Source organism: Streptomyces callyspongiae (assembly GCF_047200695.1).
Lineage (GTDB): Bacteria > Actinomycetota > Actinomycetes > Streptomycetales > Streptomycetaceae > Streptomyces.
Map to the genome: position 1 here is coordinate 176,407 of NZ_JBJZOM010000009.1, position 20,472 is coordinate 196,878.

20 protein-coding genes, 1 tRNA gene and 1 pseudogene are annotated in these 20,472 nt (G+C 72.3%); 9 read left to right on the forward strand and 13 right to left on the reverse strand.

The genetic code is table 11. The features are described from left to right. Positions 1 to 55 precede the first annotated feature (55 nt). Positions 56 to 793: a DedA family protein gene (locus ACL06G_RS11210; protein WP_412835812.1), complete on the forward strand. Its 738-nt coding sequence runs from the start codon at positions 56 to 58 to the stop codon at positions 791 to 793. Between the two features lie 28 nt (positions 794 to 821). On the opposite strand, the gene ACL06G_RS11215 is transcribed toward ACL06G_RS11210, so the two are convergent. Both ACL06G_RS11215 and ACL06G_RS11220 read right to left on the reverse strand, forming a co-directional pair. Then, positions 822 to 1,361: a VWA domain-containing protein gene (locus ACL06G_RS11215; RefSeq protein WP_412835813.1), complete on the reverse strand. Its 540-nt coding sequence runs from the start codon at positions 1,359 to 1,361 to the stop codon at positions 822 to 824. A 51-nt stretch (positions 1,362 to 1,412) separates the two neighbouring features. Then, positions 1,413 to 2,621, reverse strand: coding sequence for an RNA-guided endonuclease InsQ/TnpB family protein (locus ACL06G_RS11220; RefSeq protein ID WP_412835814.1), 1,209 nt, complete (start codon positions 2,619 to 2,621; stop codon positions 1,413 to 1,415). A 73-nt stretch (positions 2,622 to 2,694) separates the two neighbouring features. Between ACL06G_RS11220 and tnpA the strand changes: the two are divergent. Then, positions 2,695 to 3,104, forward strand: a pseudogene (gene tnpA / locus ACL06G_RS11225) (IS200/IS605 family transposase). A gap of 330 nt (positions 3,105 to 3,434) precedes the next feature. Here the strand turns inward: tnpA and ACL06G_RS11230 are convergent. The 3 genes from ACL06G_RS11230 to ACL06G_RS11240 form a co-directional block, all read right to left on the reverse strand. Further along, positions 3,435 to 4,457 carry a hypothetical protein gene (locus ACL06G_RS11230; RefSeq protein WP_412786843.1) on the reverse strand — a complete coding sequence of 341 codons (1,023 nt, stop codon included), beginning with the start codon at positions 4,455 to 4,457 and terminating at the stop codon, positions 3,435 to 3,437. 162 nt (positions 4,458 to 4,619) lie between these two features. Continuing rightward, positions 4,620 to 5,084 carry an STAS domain-containing protein gene (locus ACL06G_RS11235; protein WP_412786844.1) on the reverse strand — a complete coding sequence of 155 codons (465 nt, stop codon included), beginning with the start codon at positions 5,082 to 5,084 and terminating at the stop codon, positions 4,620 to 4,622. A gap of 129 nt (positions 5,085 to 5,213) precedes the next feature. Then, positions 5,214 to 6,074 (reverse strand): universal stress protein, encoded by an 861-nt coding sequence (locus ACL06G_RS11240; RefSeq protein WP_412786845.1) that lies wholly within the window; start codon positions 6,072 to 6,074, stop codon positions 5,214 to 5,216. A gap of 290 nt (positions 6,075 to 6,364) precedes the next feature. On the opposite strand from ACL06G_RS11240, the gene ACL06G_RS11245 reads away from it, so the two are divergent. Both ACL06G_RS11245 and ACL06G_RS11250 read left to right on the forward strand, forming a co-directional pair. Continuing rightward, entirely contained in the window at positions 6,365 to 7,003 is a 639-nt protein-coding gene (locus tag ACL06G_RS11245) for a hypothetical protein (protein ID WP_412835815.1), read from the forward strand. Between the two features lie 81 nt (positions 7,004 to 7,084). Further along, entirely contained in the window at positions 7,085 to 7,735 is a 651-nt protein-coding gene (locus tag ACL06G_RS11250; protein ID WP_412786847.1) for a class I SAM-dependent methyltransferase, read from the forward strand. A 57-nt stretch (positions 7,736 to 7,792) separates the two neighbouring features. Here ACL06G_RS11250 and ACL06G_RS11255 read toward each other — a convergent pair whose 3' ends face one another. Beyond that, positions 7,793 to 9,838, reverse strand: a complete 2,046-nt coding sequence (locus ACL06G_RS11255) for an NAD(+) synthase (RefSeq protein WP_412786848.1) — start codon at positions 9,836 to 9,838, stop codon at positions 7,793 to 7,795. Here ACL06G_RS11255 and ACL06G_RS11260 point away from each other — a divergent pair. Together ACL06G_RS11260 and ACL06G_RS11265 are read left to right on the forward strand one after the other, a co-directional pair. Beyond that, entirely contained in the window at positions 9,790 to 10,539 is a 750-nt protein-coding gene (locus tag ACL06G_RS11260) for a lanthionine synthetase LanC family protein (protein ID WP_412835816.1), read from the forward strand. The two genes, ACL06G_RS11255 and ACL06G_RS11260, sit on opposite strands and share 49 nt — an antisense overlap. Before the next feature lie 143 nt (positions 10,540 to 10,682). Next, positions 10,683 to 10,907: a DUF6011 domain-containing protein gene (locus tag ACL06G_RS11265; protein ID WP_412786850.1), complete on the forward strand. Its 225-nt coding sequence runs from the start codon at positions 10,683 to 10,685 to the stop codon at positions 10,905 to 10,907. 221 nt (positions 10,908 to 11,128) lie between these two features. Here ACL06G_RS11265 and ACL06G_RS11270 read toward each other — a convergent pair whose 3' ends face one another. From ACL06G_RS11270 to ACL06G_RS11280, 3 genes are all read right to left on the reverse strand, one after another. Further along, positions 11,129 to 11,509, reverse strand: coding sequence for a type II toxin-antitoxin system death-on-curing family toxin (locus tag ACL06G_RS11270; RefSeq protein WP_412786923.1), 381 nt, complete (start codon positions 11,507 to 11,509; stop codon positions 11,129 to 11,131). 12 nt (positions 11,510 to 11,521) lie between these two features. Continuing rightward, positions 11,522 to 11,719 (reverse strand): hypothetical protein, encoded by a 198-nt coding sequence (locus ACL06G_RS11275; protein ID WP_412786851.1) that lies wholly within the window; start codon positions 11,717 to 11,719, stop codon positions 11,522 to 11,524. A 494-nt stretch (positions 11,720 to 12,213) separates the two neighbouring features. After that, positions 12,214 to 12,285, reverse strand: a tRNA-Val gene (locus tag ACL06G_RS11280). Between the two features lie 84 nt (positions 12,286 to 12,369). Between ACL06G_RS11280 and ACL06G_RS11285 the strand changes: the two genes are divergently transcribed. Then, the gene (locus ACL06G_RS11285; RefSeq protein WP_412835817.1) at positions 12,370 to 13,671 is read left to right on the forward strand and encodes a coiled-coil domain-containing protein; all 1,302 of its coding nucleotides are present in this window, start codon (positions 12,370 to 12,372) and stop codon (positions 13,669 to 13,671) included. Positions 13,672 to 13,716: 45 nt separating this feature from the next. Then, the gene (locus ACL06G_RS11290; RefSeq protein ID WP_412786853.1) at positions 13,717 to 13,926 is read left to right on the forward strand and encodes an FmdB family zinc ribbon protein; all 210 of its coding nucleotides are present in this window, start codon (positions 13,717 to 13,719) and stop codon (positions 13,924 to 13,926) included. Positions 13,927 to 13,975: 49 nt separating this feature from the next. On the opposite strand, the gene ACL06G_RS11295 is transcribed toward ACL06G_RS11290, so the two are convergent. The 3 genes from ACL06G_RS11295 to ACL06G_RS11305 are packed head-to-tail and all read right to left on the reverse strand — an operon-like array spanning position 13,976 to position 18,515. Beyond that, entirely contained in the window at positions 13,976 to 14,791 is an 816-nt protein-coding gene (locus ACL06G_RS11295; protein ID WP_412786854.1) for an HAD family hydrolase, read from the reverse strand. Continuing rightward, complete coding sequence (locus ACL06G_RS11300; RefSeq protein WP_412835833.1) at positions 14,788 to 17,319, reverse strand: phosphoribosyltransferase; 2,532 nt, start codon at positions 17,317 to 17,319, stop codon at positions 14,788 to 14,790. The genes ACL06G_RS11295 and ACL06G_RS11300 overlap by 4 nt, the downstream gene beginning before the upstream one ends. A gap of 17 nt (positions 17,320 to 17,336) precedes the next feature. Next, positions 17,337 to 18,515 (reverse strand): HpcH/HpaI aldolase/citrate lyase family protein, encoded by a 1,179-nt coding sequence (locus ACL06G_RS11305; protein ID WP_412786855.1) that lies wholly within the window; start codon positions 18,513 to 18,515, stop codon positions 17,337 to 17,339. 184 nt (positions 18,516 to 18,699) lie between these two features. Here ACL06G_RS11305 and ACL06G_RS11310 point away from each other — a divergent pair, with 184 nt between their 5' ends. Further along, positions 18,700 to 19,635, forward strand: coding sequence for a TerD family protein (locus ACL06G_RS11310; protein WP_412835818.1), 936 nt, complete (start codon positions 18,700 to 18,702; stop codon positions 19,633 to 19,635). A 45-nt stretch (positions 19,636 to 19,680) separates the two neighbouring features. Here ACL06G_RS11310 and ACL06G_RS11315 read toward each other — a convergent pair whose 3' ends face one another. Next, positions 19,681 to 20,427 (reverse strand): Tellurium resistance, encoded by a 747-nt coding sequence (locus tag ACL06G_RS11315; protein ID WP_412835819.1) that lies wholly within the window; start codon positions 20,425 to 20,427, stop codon positions 19,681 to 19,683. Between the last annotated feature and the right edge of the window lie 45 nt (positions 20,428 to 20,472).

A 20,472-nucleotide genomic window follows, 5' to 3' on the forward strand; every position in this document is an offset into this window, starting at 1 on the left:
CGCGTACGCTGGAGGCCGAGAACGGCGGGAGAGCAAGGCCGGACGGGGGAAGACAGTGCAGGAAGCCCTGGAGTCACTCCTGGGTACGCCCTGGATCTACGTACTCATCGTGACCTCGGTGCTGCTGGACGTCTGGTTGCCGGTGCTGCCGAGCGGCGTCCTCGTCATCGCGGCGGCGACCGCCGTGGCCGGGACGACCGCCGCGGGTGCCGGGGCCGCGGTCGGAACGGGGCTGCCGCAGATGCTGGCGCTGGTGCTGTGCGCCGCGGGCGCCTCGGTGACCGGCGACCTGCTCGTCTACCGCCTCGCCCGGCGCGGCGGGTCCTGGCTGGACCGGGCACTCGCACGGTCCCGTCGCCTGACGCGGGCCCAGGAACGCCTGGGGCACGCCCTGGACGCGGGCGGCGGCATCCTGGTCGTCCTGGCCCGTTTCGCGCCGGCCGGACGCACCGTGGTCAGCCTCACCGCGGGCGCCGCGCAACGGCGCGCCAAGGAGTTCCTGCCCTGGTCGGCCCTGGCCGGGCTGACGTGGGCCGTGTACAGCGTGGGTCTGGGGTGGATCGGCAGCCGCTGGCTCGGCGCCACCTGGATGGGCACGGCGGTCTCGGTGTGCGCGCTGTTCGCGGCGGGAACGCTGGCGACGCGGGTGATCCGCCGGAACCCGCCGGCACCGGCGCGGGTCCCCGCGCAGCCGCGTGCGCCGCGGACAGCCGTACCGGAAGCCGGAGAGCCCGGCACCGGGAAGCCCGACTCGTCGGCACCGCCTCCGCGGGAGCACGCCGGGCGGTCCTAGGCTCCCGGTGACGGGAACGCCCGCGGTGTCACCGGATGATGCCGGCAGCGCGGGCCGCCACGACCCACTGCGGGTACTCGGCCATGAGCCGGTCGTACAGCTGCCCGTCGGACAGGGCGCGGGGGTCGCGGCCCGCGGGGAAGAACCCGGCGTTGTCGACGGCTCGCTTCTTCGGGACGGCGAGATCGTCGAGCTTGCGGAGGAAGGCGAACCGGTCGTCGCCGAACCCGATGAACTGCCAGAAGATCGGCAGCGTGGACGCGTCGCACAGCACACGTTCCGCCTTGCGGCGGGAGTCGGGCGACCCGTCGGTCTGGAAGAGGACGAACGCCGGGCTGTCGGGCCGGGCCTTCCGGTGGTGGTCGACGACTGCCTGCATGGCATCGGCGTAGTTGGTGGTGCCCATGTGTCCGAGCCGGTCGTGGTGTCGCTGGATGGCCCCTTCGTAGTCGTCCACCGACACGTCCACCGGGTCGTGCGCGTCGGTGTCGAAGAAGACGACGGGAACGGTGCCGTCGTCGTCGAGGTTGGCGGACAGACCGAGTGCCTGCTCGGCGAGGCTGGACACTCCCGTTCTTGTATTGACATCCTCGTCGCCCTGAAGGGCGGCGATTCCCGCCTACCGCGCCGTTGAAGGCTGCGGTGTCGGGTGGGTTCCTGCTTCGCTGCGCGGTGCCGGGACGAGTCCCGGTCTTACCTGCGCTCCACAGGCTGACACGGCCAGTCCGGCCGCCTTGGCGACGTTGACCGCCGCGTTGATATCCCGGTCCAGGACGGCCCCGCACGCCCCACACGTCCACACACGGACGTGCAGCGGCTTCGGGCCGTCCTTCACGCCGCACTGCGAGCACACCTGAGACGTGGGCTCGAACCGGCCGATCTTCACGAAGGTGCGTCCGTACCGGGCGGCCTTGTACTCCAGCATCGTGACGAACGCCGACCATCCGGCGTCGTGGACGGACTTGGCCAGGCGCGTGCGGGCGAGTCCCTTCACCGCCAGGTCCTCCACGGCGACCGCTTGGTTCTCGCGGATCAGCTTCGTGGAGAGCTGGTGGTGGAACTCGCGGCGTGCGTCGGCCACCTTCGCGTGTGCGCGAGCGACCTTGATCCGGGCCTTGTTCCGGTTGCTGGAGCCCTTCTCCTTGCGGGAGAGGGCGCGCTGTGCCTTCTTCAGGCGCTTCTCGGCGCGGCGCAGAAAGCGCGGGCTGTCGACCTTCGTCCCGTCGGAGAGAACCGCGAAGTGCCCGAGCCCGAGATCGATGCCCAGCTCGGGTGTGACCGCGGGAAGGACTTCCTCCGGGCCGGTCTCCACGACGAAGCTCGCGAAGTACCGGCCCGCGCTGTCCTTGACCACCGTCACCGTCGACGGCACGGAGGGCAGCGTCCGCGACCACTTCACCTTGACGTCGCCGATCTTCGGCAGGCGCAGCCTCCCGCCGGTGGTGATCGACCAGCGGGCGTTCGCGGTGAACCGGACCGACTGCCGGGTGTCCCGCTTCGACTTGTACCGGGGCGCGCCCATGCGGGGCCGCTTGCCCTTGAGCCCGTCGAAGAAGTTCCGGTACGCCGTGTCAAGGTCCCTGAGGGACTGCTGGAGGACGACCGCCGAGACCTCGCCGAGCCAGGCCCGCTCGGGGGTGTTCTTCGCCTCCGTGATCAGCCGCTTCGACAGGTCCCCGGTCTTCGGGAACGGCATGCCTTCGCTGCGGGCGCTCTCCCGAGCGCGGAGCGCGTCGTTGTAGACCACCCGCACACACCCGAACGCCCTTGCCAGCGCCATGCGCTGACCGGCACTCGGGTACACGCGGAAGCTGTACCGAAGCTGCACGCAGATCATGCTACATAGTTGACTTACGGGTATCGATGAGAACATTCGTACAGGTCGCCACTGCGTCTTCCGCATGCATGTCCACTTGGTTGCCTGACGAAGTACCGGCACAAGGCTTCGCCGACCGGCACCTGACGCGCTGCGAGGAGATCATGCGAGCCGTGTGCGAGGACTTCGAGGCCGACCTGGTGGAGTTCAACGGCGAGAACAACCACATCCACCTGCTCGTGAACTTCCCGCCGGAGATCGCCGTGTCCAAGCTGGTCAACTCCCTCAAGGGCGTCTCTTCCCGGCGGCTGCGCCAGGAGTTCCCCGACCTCGTCCGCCACTACTGGCGGGCACAACGACTCTGGTCCGGCTCGTACTTCGCCGGTTCCGATCGACGGCGCACCGCTCAGCATCGTGAAGCAGTACATCGAGCAGCAGAACCGACCGCTCCGACCCGGGCCGAGGCGAACACTGCGGATCCGTGCACACAGCTGAGGTCAGAGCAGCTCTCGGATTCGCTTCGCCACCGGGCTGAAGCCCGGTGCACTGCGAATAGACCCGGTAGCGCCGCATGCTGCCGGATCTGTCGAGCACGAGGTAGACGGCTGCGCGCTGCCCGGTCAGGCCGTGTTTGTCGAGCGAGACCGCTGCCGTCCTCACCAGCGGGTGCAGGGGTGTGGGGATCTTGTCGAGGCTGATCGGCACGAGGACTCCTTGTCGCGGACCGGCGCGAACCGGAGCGGTCGCGCGTCAACGACTTCCGACGTGCGGCGGCCGGGAACGGTTGCGTTCGGGCGGCGGCACCGGCGCGAGCAGCGCTTCGGGTCACGAGGAGGCGCGGCGGCCCTGTTCCGTGAGGCGCAGCCGGCGCAGCAGCCCGCCGTAGTCCTCGTCGTCGTCCCCGGCGAAGAGCGGGAAGGAGCCGTCGACCAGCCCGACGCCCTCGATCTTCAGCCCGGAGCTCCGGGCGAGTTCCTGCGGTGGCCGCACCGGGCGGAGCCGGGCACCGAGGGGACCGCCGGGGCGGACCGTGGCCGCCCGGTGGACGGCGCTGTCGAACGGGCCGAGGTCGCCCGGGTCGTAGGCCGACGAGACGTAGAGGTTGCCGTGCCTGTCGATGTCGAGGCCGGAAGCCGGGCGGGCGCCGGGCGGTTCGGGAGCGGTGAAGGGGACCGAGGACCACCGGGTGCCGAAGGTGATCGCCCCGCTCCGCCGAATCCGGATCCGGGTCATGTGGAAGCGGGTGGTGTCGCTCCCCTGCGCACGCTCTGCGTACACGAAGTAGGTCCGCCCGTGGACCCGTGTCACGGCGGTCGCCTCGACGTTGACGAGTGGTTCGGGGGTCTCGGGCCACGGCACGGCGTTCACGATCTCGACGTCGAGGTCGTCGTCCCACCGGGCGAGGTAGAGGGTGGGGTCGGGGTCGTCACCGTCGGCGTTGCTCTCCGCCAGCAGCGCCTCCTTCCGGTGCGGCACCCGGGCGATGCTCTCGAGGTCGTTCGGCACGCTGGGGAAGTCGACGTCGAGTTCCTCGACGATGATCCCGTCGGGGTCGACCGGGGTCCGCACGAGCGAGAGGCGCGGCAGGTCGCGCTCCGCGTCGTTGTCCCGGGTGTCGTGGCAGACCAGGAACACCTGCTGGGGTTCGTCGTCGCCGCCCGGAACGGTGTGCCCGGCGTCGGTGGCGAGCCAGGCGATGCCGCTGAACTCGCGTGGCGCCCGGATCTCCCGCCCCTGGCCGGGCGAGGCCTCCGAGGAGGCACCGAGACCCAGCACGGCGAGCGCGAGCACGTTCAGGCCGGCGACAGCCGGCAGGAGTCTGCGGGCACGGAACTGACGTCGCCTCATGGCTTCTCCCGTCGCGTGGTGGAGGTGCGGCCTCCTCGCCGCGGGAGAAGAAGCTAGGACACGAGGGGAAGGACTCCGGCCAGGCACGCCGTCGGGGTGACGCGACCAGGGGAGACGACTCGTCCTTCAGGGCGTTCGGGAGCGCCCCGGGTGGGGCCGCCCTCAGCGAGGAGGCCGGCCCTCGGCGGGAACGCCGCCCGGCGAGGAACCCGGGCCGCCGGTCGGCCCCGCCCCCGATCCGATCGGCGGCCAGGCCGGACGGTGCTCCGGCGGCACCGTGTCGAGGGCCGCCCCGACCGAGGGCAGCACGAGGAACCGGTCGCGCACCTTCGTCTGCTCCAGCAGCTGCAGCAGCCGGTTGCCGACGGACGCGAGGATGAGCCGGCCGTCGAGGCGGCGGCACAGCCAGTCCAGAGCCAGCAGGCAGTTCAGGCCGCGGGAGTCGCAGAACGTCAGCGCCGTCAGATCCAGCACGAGGTACAGGTGTCCGCTGTCGACCAGCTCACCGGCGTCGGCGAGGAATCGCTGCTCGGTGTGCACATCGAGCTCCCCCGCGGCACGCAGCAGGGCGCACCCGTCGGTCGCGACGAGCAGCGTCAGAGTGAGCCGTCTGCTCTTCTCGGACATCGCACCTCCCTCGGTTCTCCACCTGGCAGGGTACGTGCGCCCGGTCGTACTTCCCTGCCGGCCCGGGCCCCCGGGGCCCGAACAGCACGTCAGGAGCGGTGTGTGACTGCTCACTCGACGCGCCGCACGTCAGTCGTGGGGCACGACGACCACCGGCACGAGCGCGTGGTGCATCACCGCGTGGGTGACGGGACCGATGTGCGTGCCGACCCGGTGGTGGTGCGGCCTCCGGCCCACCACCAGCAGCGCCGCGTCGGCGGCCTCCTCCACCAGGTGCACCGCGGGCGGGCCCTCGACCGTGCGGCACTCCACCTCGACATCCGGGTGCCGCTCCCGCCACGGCTCCACCTGGCCGCGCAGTCGCGCCGTCTGCTGCTCGACGAGTTCCGCGTCGGGAGGCGGTGCGGCGCGCCGCCGGCCCCGGCGGTGTCCCGGCGGAAGGTCCAGGGCGTGCAGGACGCGCAGCGGGACCGACCGGAGCGCGGCCTCGTCGAAGGCGAAGTCGAGGAGCGCGGGCGGGGTCCCGTCCGGCTTCGCACCCACCACGATGTCGCCCTTGCGGTCCGGGTCGCCTCCTCCGGCCCTCACCAGCACGACCGGGCAGCGGGCGTGCGCCACCGCGGGCAGTGCGGCGGACCCGACGAAGAAGCCGCGCAGACCTCCGAAGCCCCGCGTTCCCAGCACCAGCAGGTCGGAGCGGGAGGCGATCTCGTCGAGCACGGCGGCGGGCCGTCCCGCCACCACCTGCGACGTGAGGTGCAGACCGGGATGGCGGCGGTCGATCTCCGCGGCGGCCTCCTTCACCATGCGCTCCGCATGGTCGATCTCGACCTGGTCGTCGATGAGCTGCGAGTACGGGTAGGCCCCGGTCTCGTGGACCTGCACGATCTCCAGCGTCGCCGATCGCCGGACCGCCTCCGCGGCCGCCCAGTCCAACGCGGCGTGGCTCTCCCGGGAGCCGTCCAGGCCCGCGGTCACCGTGTGGGACATCCTCGTACCTCCTCGGCGCGAGCAGGCGGAGCAGGGCACCCCGCCTCACCTCCAGCATGGCGCGGAACGGCCGACTTCGCGCGGGACGGCGGAGGCGGACCGTCCGGGCCGTGTGCGTCCACTGCGCCGGGCGCCGTACGCCGCCCGGCGCCTCTCGGCCGTACGCTGGGGAGCAGCGCGCACCACCCGACCGACCGGGTTCTGCCCACTCCCGAGCCGCACCGGCCGGGAGGGTCGTGCAGCCGGTCCGGTCCGAGCCGGTGACCGGAATCCGATCCGCGGAGGCCCCCATGCGCGTCCCGCACCGCCCCTCCGACCCGCGCACCCCGGGCGGCGACGGTTCACCGCCCGACGGTCTGCCCGCCCCCCGCCCGTACGGGCATCTGGCGCCGGAGGACGGCGCCTGCCTCATGGAGACGGCCTCCGTACTCGCCGCCGGTCCCTTCACCGACAGCCCGCGGGGCACGGACCCGGCACTCGCCGCGCTCGCCCGCAGCATCAACGACGCCGTGGGAGAGCCGGCGCGCCGCCGCCTACGCCCCCTGGCCGCGGACCTCGCCGCGGCCCGCCCGGCGGGCCGGTCGTACGAGGCGTCGATGATCGCCGACGTGCTGCACGCGGCCGGTGACCTGCCGGCCTCCTGTCCTGCCGCCGCACGCCGGGAGGACCGCTGCCGACGCCGGGCCCGTCACACGGGCGACGCCCGCCCCGGTGCGTTCGGACGCGCCGCCGACACGCTGTGGTGGCGCGGACCGGGCCGGCACCACCTGGAGTACGCCCTCCGCGTGCTGCTGGCCGCCCCGGACGCGGAGGACCGGCTGGTGCGGCTGCTGCAGGCCGCCGTGTCGCACGCCGTGGCGGCGGAGCGGAGCGCCCCGCACGCAGCGGATACCCGGACGGACACCACAGCGGACTCCCGTCTCCCGTAGCGTCGTCCGGTGCACGACCGGCAGCGGCGGCAGCGTGCCGCACGCCCGCCCCGACGTCGACGAGGAAGGTGCCGCCCCACCATGCCGCAGAACATGCGCCGACCGGTCTTCTCCCGCCTCTACGCCCGCTGCGCCGGACCGGCGATGGAACGTGCCGGGGTGTCGGAGCACCGTCGGCGGCTCCTCGACGGCCTGGACGGACGGGTGCTGGAGATCGGCGCGGGCAACGGACTCAACTTCCCCCACTACCCCCGCACCGTGAGGGAAGTGGTCGCCGTCGAGCCGGAGCCGCGGCTGCGGGGGCTCGCCGTCCGGGCCGCCCGGCACGACGCACCGGTCCCGGTACGGGTCGTGGACGGCACGGCGCACCGCATCCCGGCCGAGGACGCCTCGTTCGACGCCGCCGTGGCCTGCCTGGTGCTCTGCTCCGTCGAGGACGTGCCCACCGCGCTCGCGGAGCTCCGCCGGGTGCTGCGCCCCGGTGGACGCCTGCACTTCTTCGAACATGTCCGGGCCGACTCGGCCCGGATGCGTCGCGTCCAGCGCGTGCTGGACGCGACGGTGTGGCCGCTGGTGTGCGGGGGCTGCCACACGGGACGCGACACCGAGGCGGCGCTCGCCGCCGCGGGGTTCACCGTGACCGATGTCGACCGCTTCCTGTTCCCGGATCCCCGCTCGCCCGCCGCGACCCACATCCTCGGCACGGCGGTCCGGGCCGACGGCGGCGCCTGAGGAATCGCCCACGGCCGGTGGCGGCCGTGGGCCGGATCGCCGCCGTGGCCGCCATGCCTACGGGTCGGTACGCTCCGCGTCCCAGCGCTCCAGGTCGCGCAGCCAGGCACGGGCCGTGCCGTCGGAGGGGGCCCGCCAGTCGCCGCGCGGAGAGAGCGACCCGCCGGCGGACACCTTCGGGCCGTTCGGCATCGCGGAGCGCTTGAACTGCGCGAAGGCGAAGAAGCGGCGGCAGAAGGTCTCGAGCCAGCGCCGGATCTCGGGCAGGTCGTAGGCCGTCCGTTCCGCGTCGGGGAAGTGCGGCGGCCAGCTGCCCGCGTCCCGCTCGTGCCACGCGTGCCAGGCGAGGAACGCGATCTTCGTCGGGCGGAAGCCGTGGCGCAGGACGTGGAACAGCGTGAAGTCGTGGAGGGCGTACGGGCCGATCTTCGACTCGGTCGACTGGAGTTCCTCCCCCGGCACCAGCTCCGGGCTGATCTCGGTGTCGAGGATCGCCGTCAGCGTGCGGCCGGTCTCCTCGTCGAACTGGCCGCTGCGGACGACCCAGCGGATCAGGTGCTGGATCAGCGTCTTCGGCACGCCGGAGTTCACGTTGTAGTGGCTCATCTGGTCGCCGACGCCGTACGTGCACCAGCCCAGGGCCAGCTCGGACAGGTCGCCGGTGCCGAGCACGATCCCGCCGCGCTGGTTGGCCAGCCGGAACAGGTAGTCCGTGCGCAGGCCCGCCTGCACGTTCTCGAAGGTGACGTCGTACTCCGGCTCACCGGCGGCGAACGGGTGGTCGATCTCCCGGAGCATGAGCCGGGCGGTCGGCGTGATGTCCAGCTCGGCCGCGGTGACGCCGAGGGCGCGCATCAGGGCGTGCGCGTTGCCCCTGGTGTGCTCGCTGGTCGCGAAGCCGGGCAGGGTGAAGGCCAGGATGTCGCTGCGGGGGCGGCCGGCCCGGTCCATGGCGCGGGCGGCGACGATCAGCGCGTGGGTGGAGTCCAGGCCGCCGGACACGCCGATGACGACCTTCGGACCGCCGATCGCCGCCAGGCGCTGCTGCAGGCCCTCGACCTGGATGTTGTACGCCTCGTAGCAGTCCTGGGCGAGCCGGTCGGCGTCGGACGGCACGAACGGGAACCGTTCGACCGCGCGCCGCAGTCCGAGGTCGGAGGTCGGCGGGTCCAGCCGGAACGGCACCCGCCGGAAGCCGTCCGTGCGGGCGGCGTGCGTGCGGCGGTTGTCGTCGAAGGTGCCCGCCCGGGCGCGCTCCTGGCGCAGCAGGTCCAGGTCCACGTCCGCGACCGCGTGGGCGTCGTCCAGCGGGAAGCGTTCGGTCTCCGCAAGCAGGGTGCCGTTCTCGTAGATCATGGTCTGGCCGTCCCAGGACAGGTCCGTGGTGGACTCGCCGAGACCCGCGGCCGCGTAGACGTAGGCGGCCAGGCACCGTGAGGATGCCGACCGGCACAGCAGCCGCCGGTCCTCGGCCCGGCCCACAGTGATGGGGCTTCCCGAGAGGTTGACGAGGACCGTGGCTCCCGCGAGGGCCGCCTCGGCGGACGGCGGGACCGGCACCCACATGTCCTCGCAGATCTCCGCGTGCAGGACCAGGCCGGGGACGTCGTCCGCCGCGAACAGCAGGTCGGCGCCGAACGGCACGTCCTCGCCGCCGAACCGCAGCAGACCGCCGCGTTCGTCGTCGCCCGGGGCGAGTTGGCGGCGCTCGTAGAACTCGCGGTAGTTCGGCACGTACGACTTGGGCGCGACGCCGAGGATCCGCCCCCGGTGGACGACGACCGCGCAGTTGTAGATGCGGTGGCGGTGCCGCAGGGGCGCGCCGAGGACCAGCACCGGCAGCAGGTCCACCGATCCGGCGACCACGGTGCGCAGCGCGGCCTCGACCTCGTCGAGCAACGGATCCTGGAGGAGCAGGTCCTCGATGGAGTACCCGGACAGGCACAGTTCGGGGAAGACCGCGACCGCGGCGCCCTCCCGCGCGCACTGCTCTCCCAGGCGCAGCACCGACTCGGCGTTCGTCCGCGGATCGGCGACGGCCGCGTGCCCGGTGCATGCGGCGACCCGCGCGAAGCCCTGCTCATAGATCGACCAGAAGTTCACCGCTCCATCATGTCAACCGGCGCCGCCGTCGTCCGCGCCGGTGCGACCGCTCCCCCGAACGGCACGGGCCGCGTCGCCCTGCCGCCGAAGCGCGAGCGGAGGCTCTCGGAGGGCGGCCGGGGGCCGGGAGCGCGCCGGCCGGAATTTCTGTTGATCGTGCAACCATCTCGCGCCGTCACGAGCCCTTCCGCTACGGCTGGTGCCACGGCCCGGCCGGCGATGCCCACGTCTTCCGAGAGCTACGGAACATCACCGGCCTCCCCGCCTGGTCCGCCCTCGCCGAGCGCTGCTGGCACACGATCACCCACTCCGGCCTGCCCAAACGGCTACGCCCCGGCTTCTGGGACAACAACGGCCGGTGTTGCGGAACTGCGGGGGTCCTCGCCCTGGCCTGCGACCGGATCGCCGAACAGCAGGACCCACACGACTTCGCACACGAGCTCGTGAGCGACATCGTCGCCCGAGCGATCCGAAGTACCGAGGGCACCCGCTGGTCGAACGTCGAGCACCGGGCCGGCCCGAGCAGTCTCGAACCGCGTCACGGTTGGGCCATGGGCAATGCAGGAATCATCCGCGAGCTGCTGCGTTACGTTCGACTGTGCCGAGGAGGAAACCCCGAGTACGCCTTCACGTGGCCGGACCAGCCTCCGGTAGCCGGTCCCGGCCGGGACCGTGCCTCCGATGCCGGCACCGCATCGTGACGCGTCGTCCGCACGGCTGCTGATCGGCGCTGCACCGTATCGAAGCGCTGTCAGGCTGCGCACCGTCCTCATGCTCCTCGGCGGGACGCGGCTCGCCCGGGCGATCCGTCCCAAGGCCCGGCCTCACCTGACACCATGCTCCGGTGACCGACGCCCTGTTGCCCCTGCCCGACGCTTCCGCACCCGGCGAGGCGGATGTCGACGGTCAGGGGCCGCGCGTCACCTGCGGCATGTGCGGCGCTCCTCTCCGCGACCGCACCAGCCGCCTGTGGGGGCTCGGACGCGACTGCCGCCGCAAACTGGAGCTCCGCGCCGCACCCGCACCGCCGCGCGTCGACGTCGAGCAGGACACGCTTCCCGGCATGTAAGCGATACGGGTGAGTCTCCGCAGGCATGGATCGATGGAGTCCGACCATCAGTGACGCCTTCTCGGCGAAATGACCCACGCAAAGCTGCGGAAGCTGCCCCTCCCTTCCCCACAGGTCCGGCGGTTCAGGTCCGGCAGTGAAGAGACGCAGAGCTCAATCGCCCCACGCGCGGGCATGAGGGAGCCCCTCCTGGCCCTCCGAGCGGGCGCTCGAGGCGTGGGTCACGGTTCGACGAAGAACCTCAGCCGATCCGCGATCTCCGGGACCTCCCTCTGCGACTGCGCGACGGCGACGACGAACTTCTCCGCCTCGTCCTCATCCAGCGGCTCGATCAACGGATGGCTGTTGATGTCGAGAAAGACGATCGCCGAAGCCCAGCCGGTCCGCTTGTTTCCGTCGACCAGACTGTGATTACTCGCCAGAGAATGCAGCAGCGCCGCCGCTTTCTCGAAGAGGCCGGGATACGCCTCCTGGCCGAACACTGTCGCCTGCGGACGAGCCACCGCTGATTCGAGCAGTCCCCAGTCACGGACACCCGGCCGGGAGCAGAGAGTGATCTCGGCGATGTCCAGGACATCCCGGACGTCCAGGTACTCGGTGATGACCGCCTCCGGCTACGTGTTCTCAAGGCGCCGGTTCAGCCCGGCGGAGATTCGGCTAGTACGGATGGCCGCCGCGGTCACCTTGCGCCGATGGACCTCGGCGAGAATCGCCTCGTGCGCGAGGTTCTTCATGCTGATGTCCTCCCGCGCTGCGGCGTCGCGAATCGTGGCCATCTCGTCGTCCGTGAAGGACACATTCAGGGCGGGCATGGGCACCTTCTCTCGCAACTGGTACCTACTCTGGTACCAGTCAAGTGTAGCGGGATGCCAGCACAATCGCCACACGCCGCCTGACCAGCACAGAAGCCCCGTTATTCTCTTCCCGACCCGCACAAGAATCGCTGGCCTCCGGGACCGGCATGACTTTTACCCCTGCCGAGTGGACGGCCTCGGAGGTGGTGTCACCGGCCCCGAGGACCGTCTCGGAGACGCTGACAGGAGGTCCGACCACTGCCCGGCCGGGCGCAATGCCCTGCCGTACTCGGGCGGCAGGTCTGCACGACACGGATGCACGCGTGCAGCCCCAACACCTGGGAATACGGTGACCGACATCATCGTGGGAGATTCTTGGAAGACGGGGTCACCAACACGAACCGCCGAAGGCCCCGGCAAACCCCACACCGATCGGGATGAAGCCACTCCCCCACCCACACAGAACCAGCCCCGACCTGCACTTTCGTGCCGGTCGGGGCTGGTGCGAAGTGTGGGCGCAACAGGGATCGAACCTGTGACATCTGCCTTGTAAGGGCAGCGCTCTACCGCTGAGCTATGCGCCCGGACTGGGGTGAGCAAACAGACTACCCTGCCCTCTCGTCCGCGGAGCAACCGCGGCCCGCTGGGCCTGGCAGCCGGGTGGGAGAATGGGCGGGCGATCCACTGATGGCGGCGACGGGGAGAGGGCAGACGTGACAACGAGCGGCGGCACCCGCCGGTGGGGATGGGGAAGCGGCCGGACGGAGAACAAGCGGGCCGACGCGCAGGCCGCCAAGGATGCCGCTGCAGAGGCCTTCTACGAGCTGGACAGCGCGCAGCGCGACCTGCGGATCTCCGTCGAGACGATCAATGCCGTCGACGACTCGCCCCAGGGGCGGCAGGTGGCGGCGGACTTCGCCGAGTTGGGGACGCGGATCGACCAGGTGAGTCACCGCTACATCACCGCGGTCGACGCCCACGACCTGGATCGGGACGATCTCGACGCCGGGACGGCCGACCGCGCGCGGGCCGACCTGGAGCAGGCACGGCGCGAGCTGGAGCAGAGCAGGACGGAGCTGGAACGCTTCCGGGAGCGCCTGGGGCCGCTGCTCGACCGGGCCGAGACGCAGCTCGCCCGGCTGGCGCCCGCGGTGGAGCGGGCACGGCAGGGGCTGCTGCAGGCCACCACGGCGCTGGAGAATGCCCGGACGGCGGGCCTGCAGGCGGACGATCTCGCCGCGCGACTGGCCGCCCTGTCGCCGGAGCTGACCAAGCTGAACGAGGGCGCGGGCCGCCACGGTCTGCCGGAGACGTTGGAGCGCGCGGACCGGGTGGTGCGGGAGGCCGAGGCGATCCGGGGCGAGGCGGAGCGGCTGCCGGAGCGTGCGGCGGAGACGGACCGTCGGCTGTCGTCGCTGCGCACCCGGGCGCAGGCGCTCGACACGCGTGCCGGCAAGGTCGAGCCGGTGCTGAGCGAGCTGCGGCGCCGGTTCAGCGCGGCGTGCTGGCAGGACCTGCAGGAGGTGCCGCAGCAGGCGGTGCGGACGGTGCGGCAGGCCGAGGAGAAGCTGCGGGAGGCGCAGCAGGCGCGGGACGCGCAGCGCTGGGTGGAGGCGACATCGCTGCTGGCGACGGTGCGGGCGCTGCTGAACACCACCGATGAGGCGGTGAAGGCCGCGGGTGAGCGGCTGCAGCGGCTGAACGAGGTGAGCGTCGACCATTCGGCGGAGGTGGAGAAGGTCCGGTTCGCGATCCGGGATGCGCAGCGGCTGGCGATGGCGGGGCGCAGTACGCCGGATCCGCGGCACGCGGAGCCGCTGGACCGGTCGGTGCAGCGGGTGGACGACGCGGTGGCGGGGTTGACGGGCCGGCATCCGGACTACTGGCGTTTCGTGACGGAGCTGGATGCCGTGCGGGAGACGGTGCAGGAGGTGGTGGGCCGGATCCGGCGGGACCGGGCGGGCGGCTGATCGGCGCCCCGGCTCCGTGGGCCGTTCCGGTCTATGCTGCGGGGTATGCCACGTTACGAGTACCGGTGCCGCGAGTGCGGTGCGACGTATGAGCTTCGTCGTCCGATGGCCGAGTCCGACGCGCCGGCCCCCTGCCCCGAGGGGCACGGGGACACGGTGAAGCTGCTGTCGACGGTCGCGGTCGGCGGTACGGCGACCGCTCCTGCCGGTGGTGGCGGGGGCGGCGGTTGCTGCGGCGGCGGGTGCTGCGGCTGACGCTCCCGCGACGGGTTCCGGGCGCGGCGGATGGCGCCGCGCCCGGTGCTCATGGTTGCTGTGCGGTGCGGAGCGCTTCGTGCAGCAGGCGCTCCCCGGCGGCGACGCCGTGTTCCGGGAGTGCGGTGATGTGCGGGGCGTCCCATCCGGTGTCGGCGAGTTCGCCGTGGCCGGGGCGCCAGCCGGTGTCGGCGTGTTCCAGCAGGTCGGCGTCGAGCAGGGAGTCTCCGGCGGCGAGGGTGCGGTCGGTACCGGTGCGTCGCGCGATCTCGGCGACGGCGGCGCTCTTGGTGAGCGGGCCCGGCACGGCGTAGATCTTGCGTCCTTGCAGGGAAACGTTCCAGCCGCGCGGTGCCGCCCAGCCGGCGAGGTCCTTGACCCAGGTGTCGGGGAGGGCGTCGCGGTCGACGACGAGGTAGGCGAAGAGGTCCTCGGCCGTCCGTTCCTTGAGCAGCCAGGCCGGGTCGGCGGTGCGTCGCAGGTGGGCCTGGATCTCGGTGAGCGGGGCGCAGTCGGCGAGGGTGCGGTGCACGCGGGCGTGCCAGTGCGGGTCGGTCTCGCCGTCGACGAGCAGGTGTCCGCCGTTGGCGCACACGGCGTAGCGGGCGGGCGGGCCGGGCAGCCGGATGCGCCGGTACTGCTCGCGGGTGCGGGTGGTGGTGGGGACGAAGACGGTGGCTTCGGCGACCTGCGGCAGCAGTCGGGCCGCGGTTTCGGTGACATAGGACAGCGGGCGCTGCTGGTAGGTCTCGACGCAGAGCAGGCGGGGCGCCTCGTGGTCGGGGACGTCCAGGGCGAGGGCCGCGGCGGAGTAGACGAGGGTGCGGTCGAGGTCGCTGGCGAAGAGCGTGGTCGGCGGGGTCATGTGGCGGCCTTTCCGTCGGCTCCGGTGGCGCCGCGGGTGTAGCGGGGGTGGATGAGTCCGACGCAGGTGTAGGGCAGGTCGTCGGTCTCCTCTACGGGGACGCCGCGCTGTTCGGCGAGCAGTCGGACGTGGTCGAGGTCGGCGCCGGCGCCGCGGCGGGCGAGGATGCGCCAGGGGACGCGGCGGAGCAGGACGCGGGTGGTTTCACCGACGCCGGGTTTGACGAGGTTCACGTTTCCGATGCCGTACTCCCGGCTGATGCGTTCGACGGCACGCCATCCGGTCCAGGTGGGGGCGCGGTCGGTGGCGGCGGTCAGACGGCGGGCGTCGGCGGCCGCTGCGTGGCGGACGTCGTCGAAGCGGGCGGCGACGGTGTCGACGAAGTGGCGGGAGAGGTCGGCGTCGGCGAGTTCCCGGTAGTGCTTGGCTCCGTGGTAGTCGTGCGGGCCGACGAGGTCGTGGCGGAGGACGGTGCGGGAGACGAGGCCGGAGACGGTGGAGTTGAGGCAGGCGGAGGGGATGAGGAAGTCCTCGCGGGTGCCGTGGGTGCGGACGCAGCCGCCGGGGTCGGCGAGGACTGCGATCTCGGGGTCGAACGCCGGGAACGGACTGAGGGCTTCGGCGAGTTCGCGGGTGATGGCGCCCTTGCCGGTCCAGCCGTCGACGAAGACGACGGCGGACGGTTCGTGGTGCGTGGCCAGAAAGCGCAGCGCGTTGGTGTCGATGCCGCGGCCGCGGACGATGGAGAGCGTGTAGTGCGGCAGGTCGAGGCCGTGCACGTGCTGGGCCCAGCGGCGCATGAGGACGCCGACGGGGGTGCCGGCGCGGGCCAGTGAGGCGAGGACGGCGTCCTTGCCGCGTTCGGCGAGGACGGTCTCGGTGACGGCGCCGACCGCGCGGGCGATGCGGGCTGCCGAGGTGTCCAGGGCGCTGTGGAAGAGGCGTTGGTATTCCGGGCTCGGCTGGTACTCGACGGGCAGCGATTCGGCGTAGTGGGCGCCGCCGCGCTGGATGGCTTCCTCGCGTTCCTCCGTGGGGGCTTCCAGCGGGACGTCGGAGAGGTCCTGGAGCAGCCATGCGACGTCGCCGGGGGCGTAGGAGGAGAAGTCCGGGCCGCGGAGCGGCGGGGGCAGGGGCGTGCGGGAGGGGACGACGGTGAGGAGCACGGCGTCGGTGTGAGGGGCGAGGCGGGCGAGGAGACCGTCCGGGGCGTGGAGTGCCGGGGTGTCGCCGGGGGTGTCGGTGACGACGACGACGGCGTCGAAGCGGCGTGCCGGGTCGGTTCCGGGGTCGATGTTGTAGGCGTAGCGCTCGCCGGGCCCGTCGGTGGGGTCGTCGTGGGCGGGGAAGGTGAGCCGGGTGCGGATCGCGTAGGCGGGGTCGTCGAGGGGGAGGACCGGTGAGCGGGTGGTGGTGGAGAACCGGACGTCGGTGTCGGGGCCGAGGCGGTCCTGCAGGGCGCCGGCGAGCCGCATCGGGGCGTACATGAGTTCCTCGGTGCCGAGGACGAGGATGCGGCGCCCGGCCGGTGGTGCGGAGGGAGGCTCGGGCAGGGTCCCGGCACGGTGCAGGGCGGTGTGGAGGCGGGCGGCCATGGAGGGCAGGGCCGCGTCGAGCCGGTCCCGGTGGGTGGGGAGGAAGCCGTGGCGGCCGCCGTCGGGGACGCCGGTCGGCCAGTCGAGGTCGACGCGGTGTGCGGAGGGCTCCGTGCGGGCCCTGTCGCCGGTGGGCGCGGGTGGGGGTGGGGCGTCTGCTTCGTGGCGGGCGACGAGGGCGCGGCCGCGTTCCAGTACGTCGGCGGGGAGGTGGACGGCTCCGGAGGCGAGGGCGACGACGTCGACGGTGGTGCCGAGGTCGGCGGCGAAGGTGTCGAGGGATGCGCGGTCCTCGGCGGAGCGGACGTCGACGAGGGCGACGACGACGTAGCGCTGCCGCGGGTGCCGGGTGTGGAGGGCGCGGATGGTGTTCCGGACGGTGTTGCCGGTGGAGAACTCGTCGTCGACGAGGACGAGGGGGCCGCGGGCGGCGAGGAGGGCGGGGTCCTCGGGGAGGAGGAGGTGTCCGGTGGCGTGGCTGTGGGATTCCTCGAAGGTGCCCGCGGCGGCGGCGCCCGGCACGGCGCGGCGGGTGGAGTGCAGGTAGGGCACGGGGCCGAGGCCGTCGGCGACGGCGTGGCCGAGGCCGGTCGCGGTCTCGGCGTACCCGAGGACGGTCGTGCCCGCGGGCAGCAAGTCCTGGTGGGGGGCGGTGGACGGGGCGGTGGTACCGGTGAGGAGTGCGCGGACCCGGCGTCCGAGGGCGAGGCCGGCTTCGTGGACGAGGTGGGGGCGCTGCGGCACGTGCTTGCCCAGGACCTGCGAGACGAGCAGGTGTGCGCGTTTGGGGTTGCGGCGCAGGGCGAGGCCGACCAGACGGCGGACGTCGCCTGTGAGTTCGACACCCAGGTCGCGGGCGACGCGGCTGCCGGGCCACACGGTGTCCCCGGTGCTGCCGGTCGTTGCGGTGGAGGGGGTGGGCTGTTCCTTCAGATCGTCCACGTGCTGTGTCACTCCGTCGTTTCCTTGACGCCTGCCGCGAGCAGTTCCACGAATCCGACGCCCTCGTGGGCGACGCCGAAGGCTTCGGCACGCAGCAGGGTGCGTTCGGCCCAGGCGCGGTGCGGTTTCACTTCGTTCATCTTGTTGGTGTAGGCCGAGCGCAGCACCCCACCGCCGCAGGACTCGGGGCGGAGGATGTCGCGGGCGTCGCTGTACTCCTCGTGGGAGACGACCGAGAGGGCGTGCACGGGCGCGACGTGCGAGGGGTGGATGCAGGTCTTGCCGAGGAGTCCGTTGGCGCGGTCGAGTTCGATCTCGCGCAGCAGGCCGTCCATGTCGTGCTCGATGAGGTCGGTGCGCAGTTCCTCGGCGCGGCCGCTGAGGAACGGACTGCGACGGAGCTGCGGTTTGAACATACGTTCCTGCAGGCGGAAGTACTCCCAGACGGGCCCTGTGACGGTGAATCCGGTGCCGTCGGCGCGGCCGAGGACGTTGACGACGTCCCCGATGACGGAGGCGACGAGCTGCACGTCGTAGGCCGTCATCTCGGGTGTGCGGCGCAGTCCGTAGCCGGAGCAGAAGTCGGTGACGCCCAGGCGCAGGGCGAGGACGCGGTTGCGGAACTTGTCGACGGCGCGGGCGATGCCGGTGAGGGTCTCGGTCCGGGTCTCCAGGTGGAGGAGTTCGGGGGATTCCAGCACCGGCATGGTGAACAGGGGCCGCCCGCAGGCTGCTTCGGCTCGGGCGGCGGCCTCCAGGAAGGGCAGGCCGGTCTCTTCGGTGAACTTCGGCAGGACGAAGCCGGCCAGAGCGGCGGCGCTGTCGCCCATCCTGGCGACGAGGTCGCCGATCTGCTCCGGGGTGCGCACTCTGACGAAGAGGAGCGGCAGTTCGTCGGCCTCCGCCCCTCGGGGCAGGGCGGCGATCTGCTCGACGAGATTGGTCTCGGCCCGGGCGACGTCGGCGTCGTCGATGGAGTCCTCCAGGCACAGCACCATGGAGACGACGCCGCGCCGCGCCTGCTTGAGGATGTCGGCGGCGAGCCGGGGGCGGGTGGCGGGGCTGTAGAGGGTCGCTCCGAGTGCCGTGCCGAGGAGGCGTTGCGGCGATCGGAGGTCGAACTCTGCTGGTGGGCGGTGGAACAACTCTGCCCTGGTGTCGGGCGTCAGATGCCCGAAGTGCCGCATGAAGAACCGCCTCCCCGTTGTCGTGCCGGTCGGCCGCCCGTCGAAAACGGTGTGATCCGGCCGCTCATCGTACGTTCGGGAGGGGGCCCGGAGTTCCCGGGAGAGGTGAAAAGCAGGTTACGCCCGGGGCCGGCAGGGCCACCCGCGTTGTACGGGGGTCGTGCGGGAAGGCAGGATTGAGCGTATGACGCACGCGATGCTGAAGGGTTCCAACGTCCCACTGGAGGCGTCCGCCGTGCACGCCGTGCTGCGCTGGGCGGAGCCCGCCGACGGCGTCCCGGATGTGGACGCGTCCGCGCTGGTCGTCGGGGACAACGGCCGGGTGCGTTCCGACGACGATTTCGTGTTCTACAACCAACCGCGGCACCCGTCGGGCTCGGTGTGCCACCTGTCGAAGGAGCGCGACGAGCAGGGCCTCACGGATGCGGTGCAGGCGGATCTGGGCCTGCTGGAGGACTCGGCGCACCGGGTGCTGCTGGTGGCGTCGGCCGACGGCGGCACCTTCGCGCAGGTCGCCGGCCTGTGCCTGGAGGTGCGGGACGCCGCCGCCGGGACGGTTCTGGCGGTCTTCGAGGTGGAGCCGGAGACGGGTTCGGAGAGCGCCATCATCTGCGGCGAGCTGTACCGGCGGGGAGAGGTCTGGAAGTTCCGGGCGCTGGGCCAGGGCTACGACACAGGCCTGGTCGGGCTGGCGGCGGAGTACGGCATCTCCGTGGACGAGGAGGCCGCCGGCGATGCGGGCGACGCGGGCGCCTCGCTGCCGGGCGACGCCACGGTTCCCGAACCCCCCGCCGAGCCGGACTTCCCGGAGCCCTCTCCGGTCCCGGAGCCGCGGCCGGAGCCGCATCCGCAGCCCGAGCCCGGTCCCGGGCCGGGTCCGGTGCCGCCCGGCCCCGTGCCGGAACCGCCCGGCCCGGAGCCGCAGCCGGACCCGGCCGGTGCCGCATTCGCCGCTCCGGACGACCAGGCGACAGCGCCCTACGGTTTTCCTCAACCGCCGCAGCACCCGCCGAGCACGCAGCCCGCCTACGGCTATCCGCAGCCCGCGTACGGGTATCCGCAGCAGCCGGACCCGGCGTTCACGCTCCCGCCGCAGGGCCCGCAGTTCCTGCACCGCTGAGTCCTCGCCACCGGCGGCCCCGCCCGGCGAGGGCGGGGCCGCCGGTCAGACGCGGTCCTTCTTGTAGCCCCGGCCCCAGTGGAGGCCCCAGCCGTAGAGCCGGTCGAGTTCGGACTGGAAGCCGTAGACGTAGCGGACCTCGCGGCGGAGGACGAGTTCGTCCTTCTCGTGCTGCAGCAGCACGGCAGCGACGGAACGCGCCTGCGGTGCGCGCTCGTCGAGGCCGATCTCGATGTGCGAGCCGTTGCTGGGGATGATCGTCAGCAGGCCCTTCGCCCGAGCGAAGGCCGGGGTGTCGTCGTAGATGTAGACGAAGAACAGCAGCCGGCGAATGTCGGCGGCGTGGTCCAGGTTGACGTAGATCGACTCGCCCGAGGGCGCACCGAACCGGTCGTCGCCGGTGAGCTTGACGTACGGCGGTCCCTGGAAGTCGCCGAAGAGGCTGCCCAGCGGCTGGACGACGCCTCTGCTGCCGTCGGTCAGCTCGTAGAGGCAGGCCAGATCGAGGTCCACGCTGACGACGCCGCGAGTGTGCGCCTGCACGTCGTCGGGCTTGATGGCCCGCAGGGGATGCCGCAGCGAACCGCCGCGGCGCTTCGTCGTCAGGTCGGAGGTGTGCATCTGCCAGGAGAGGTTGACCTGGAGGCTGCCGCTGTCCGCGCCCTGCTTGGTGAGGGACACCACCGGGTGGCGCCGGGTGAGTTCCACGGCGTACGTGGAGGGGCCGCCGACGGTGTCGAATTTCGGCCACCTGCCCATGCCCTGCCGCCAGTTCTCCCACAGGGAGACCATCCGGCCCCACCCCCACGTTCCGCACCGACTGTGACGAGGTGGGAC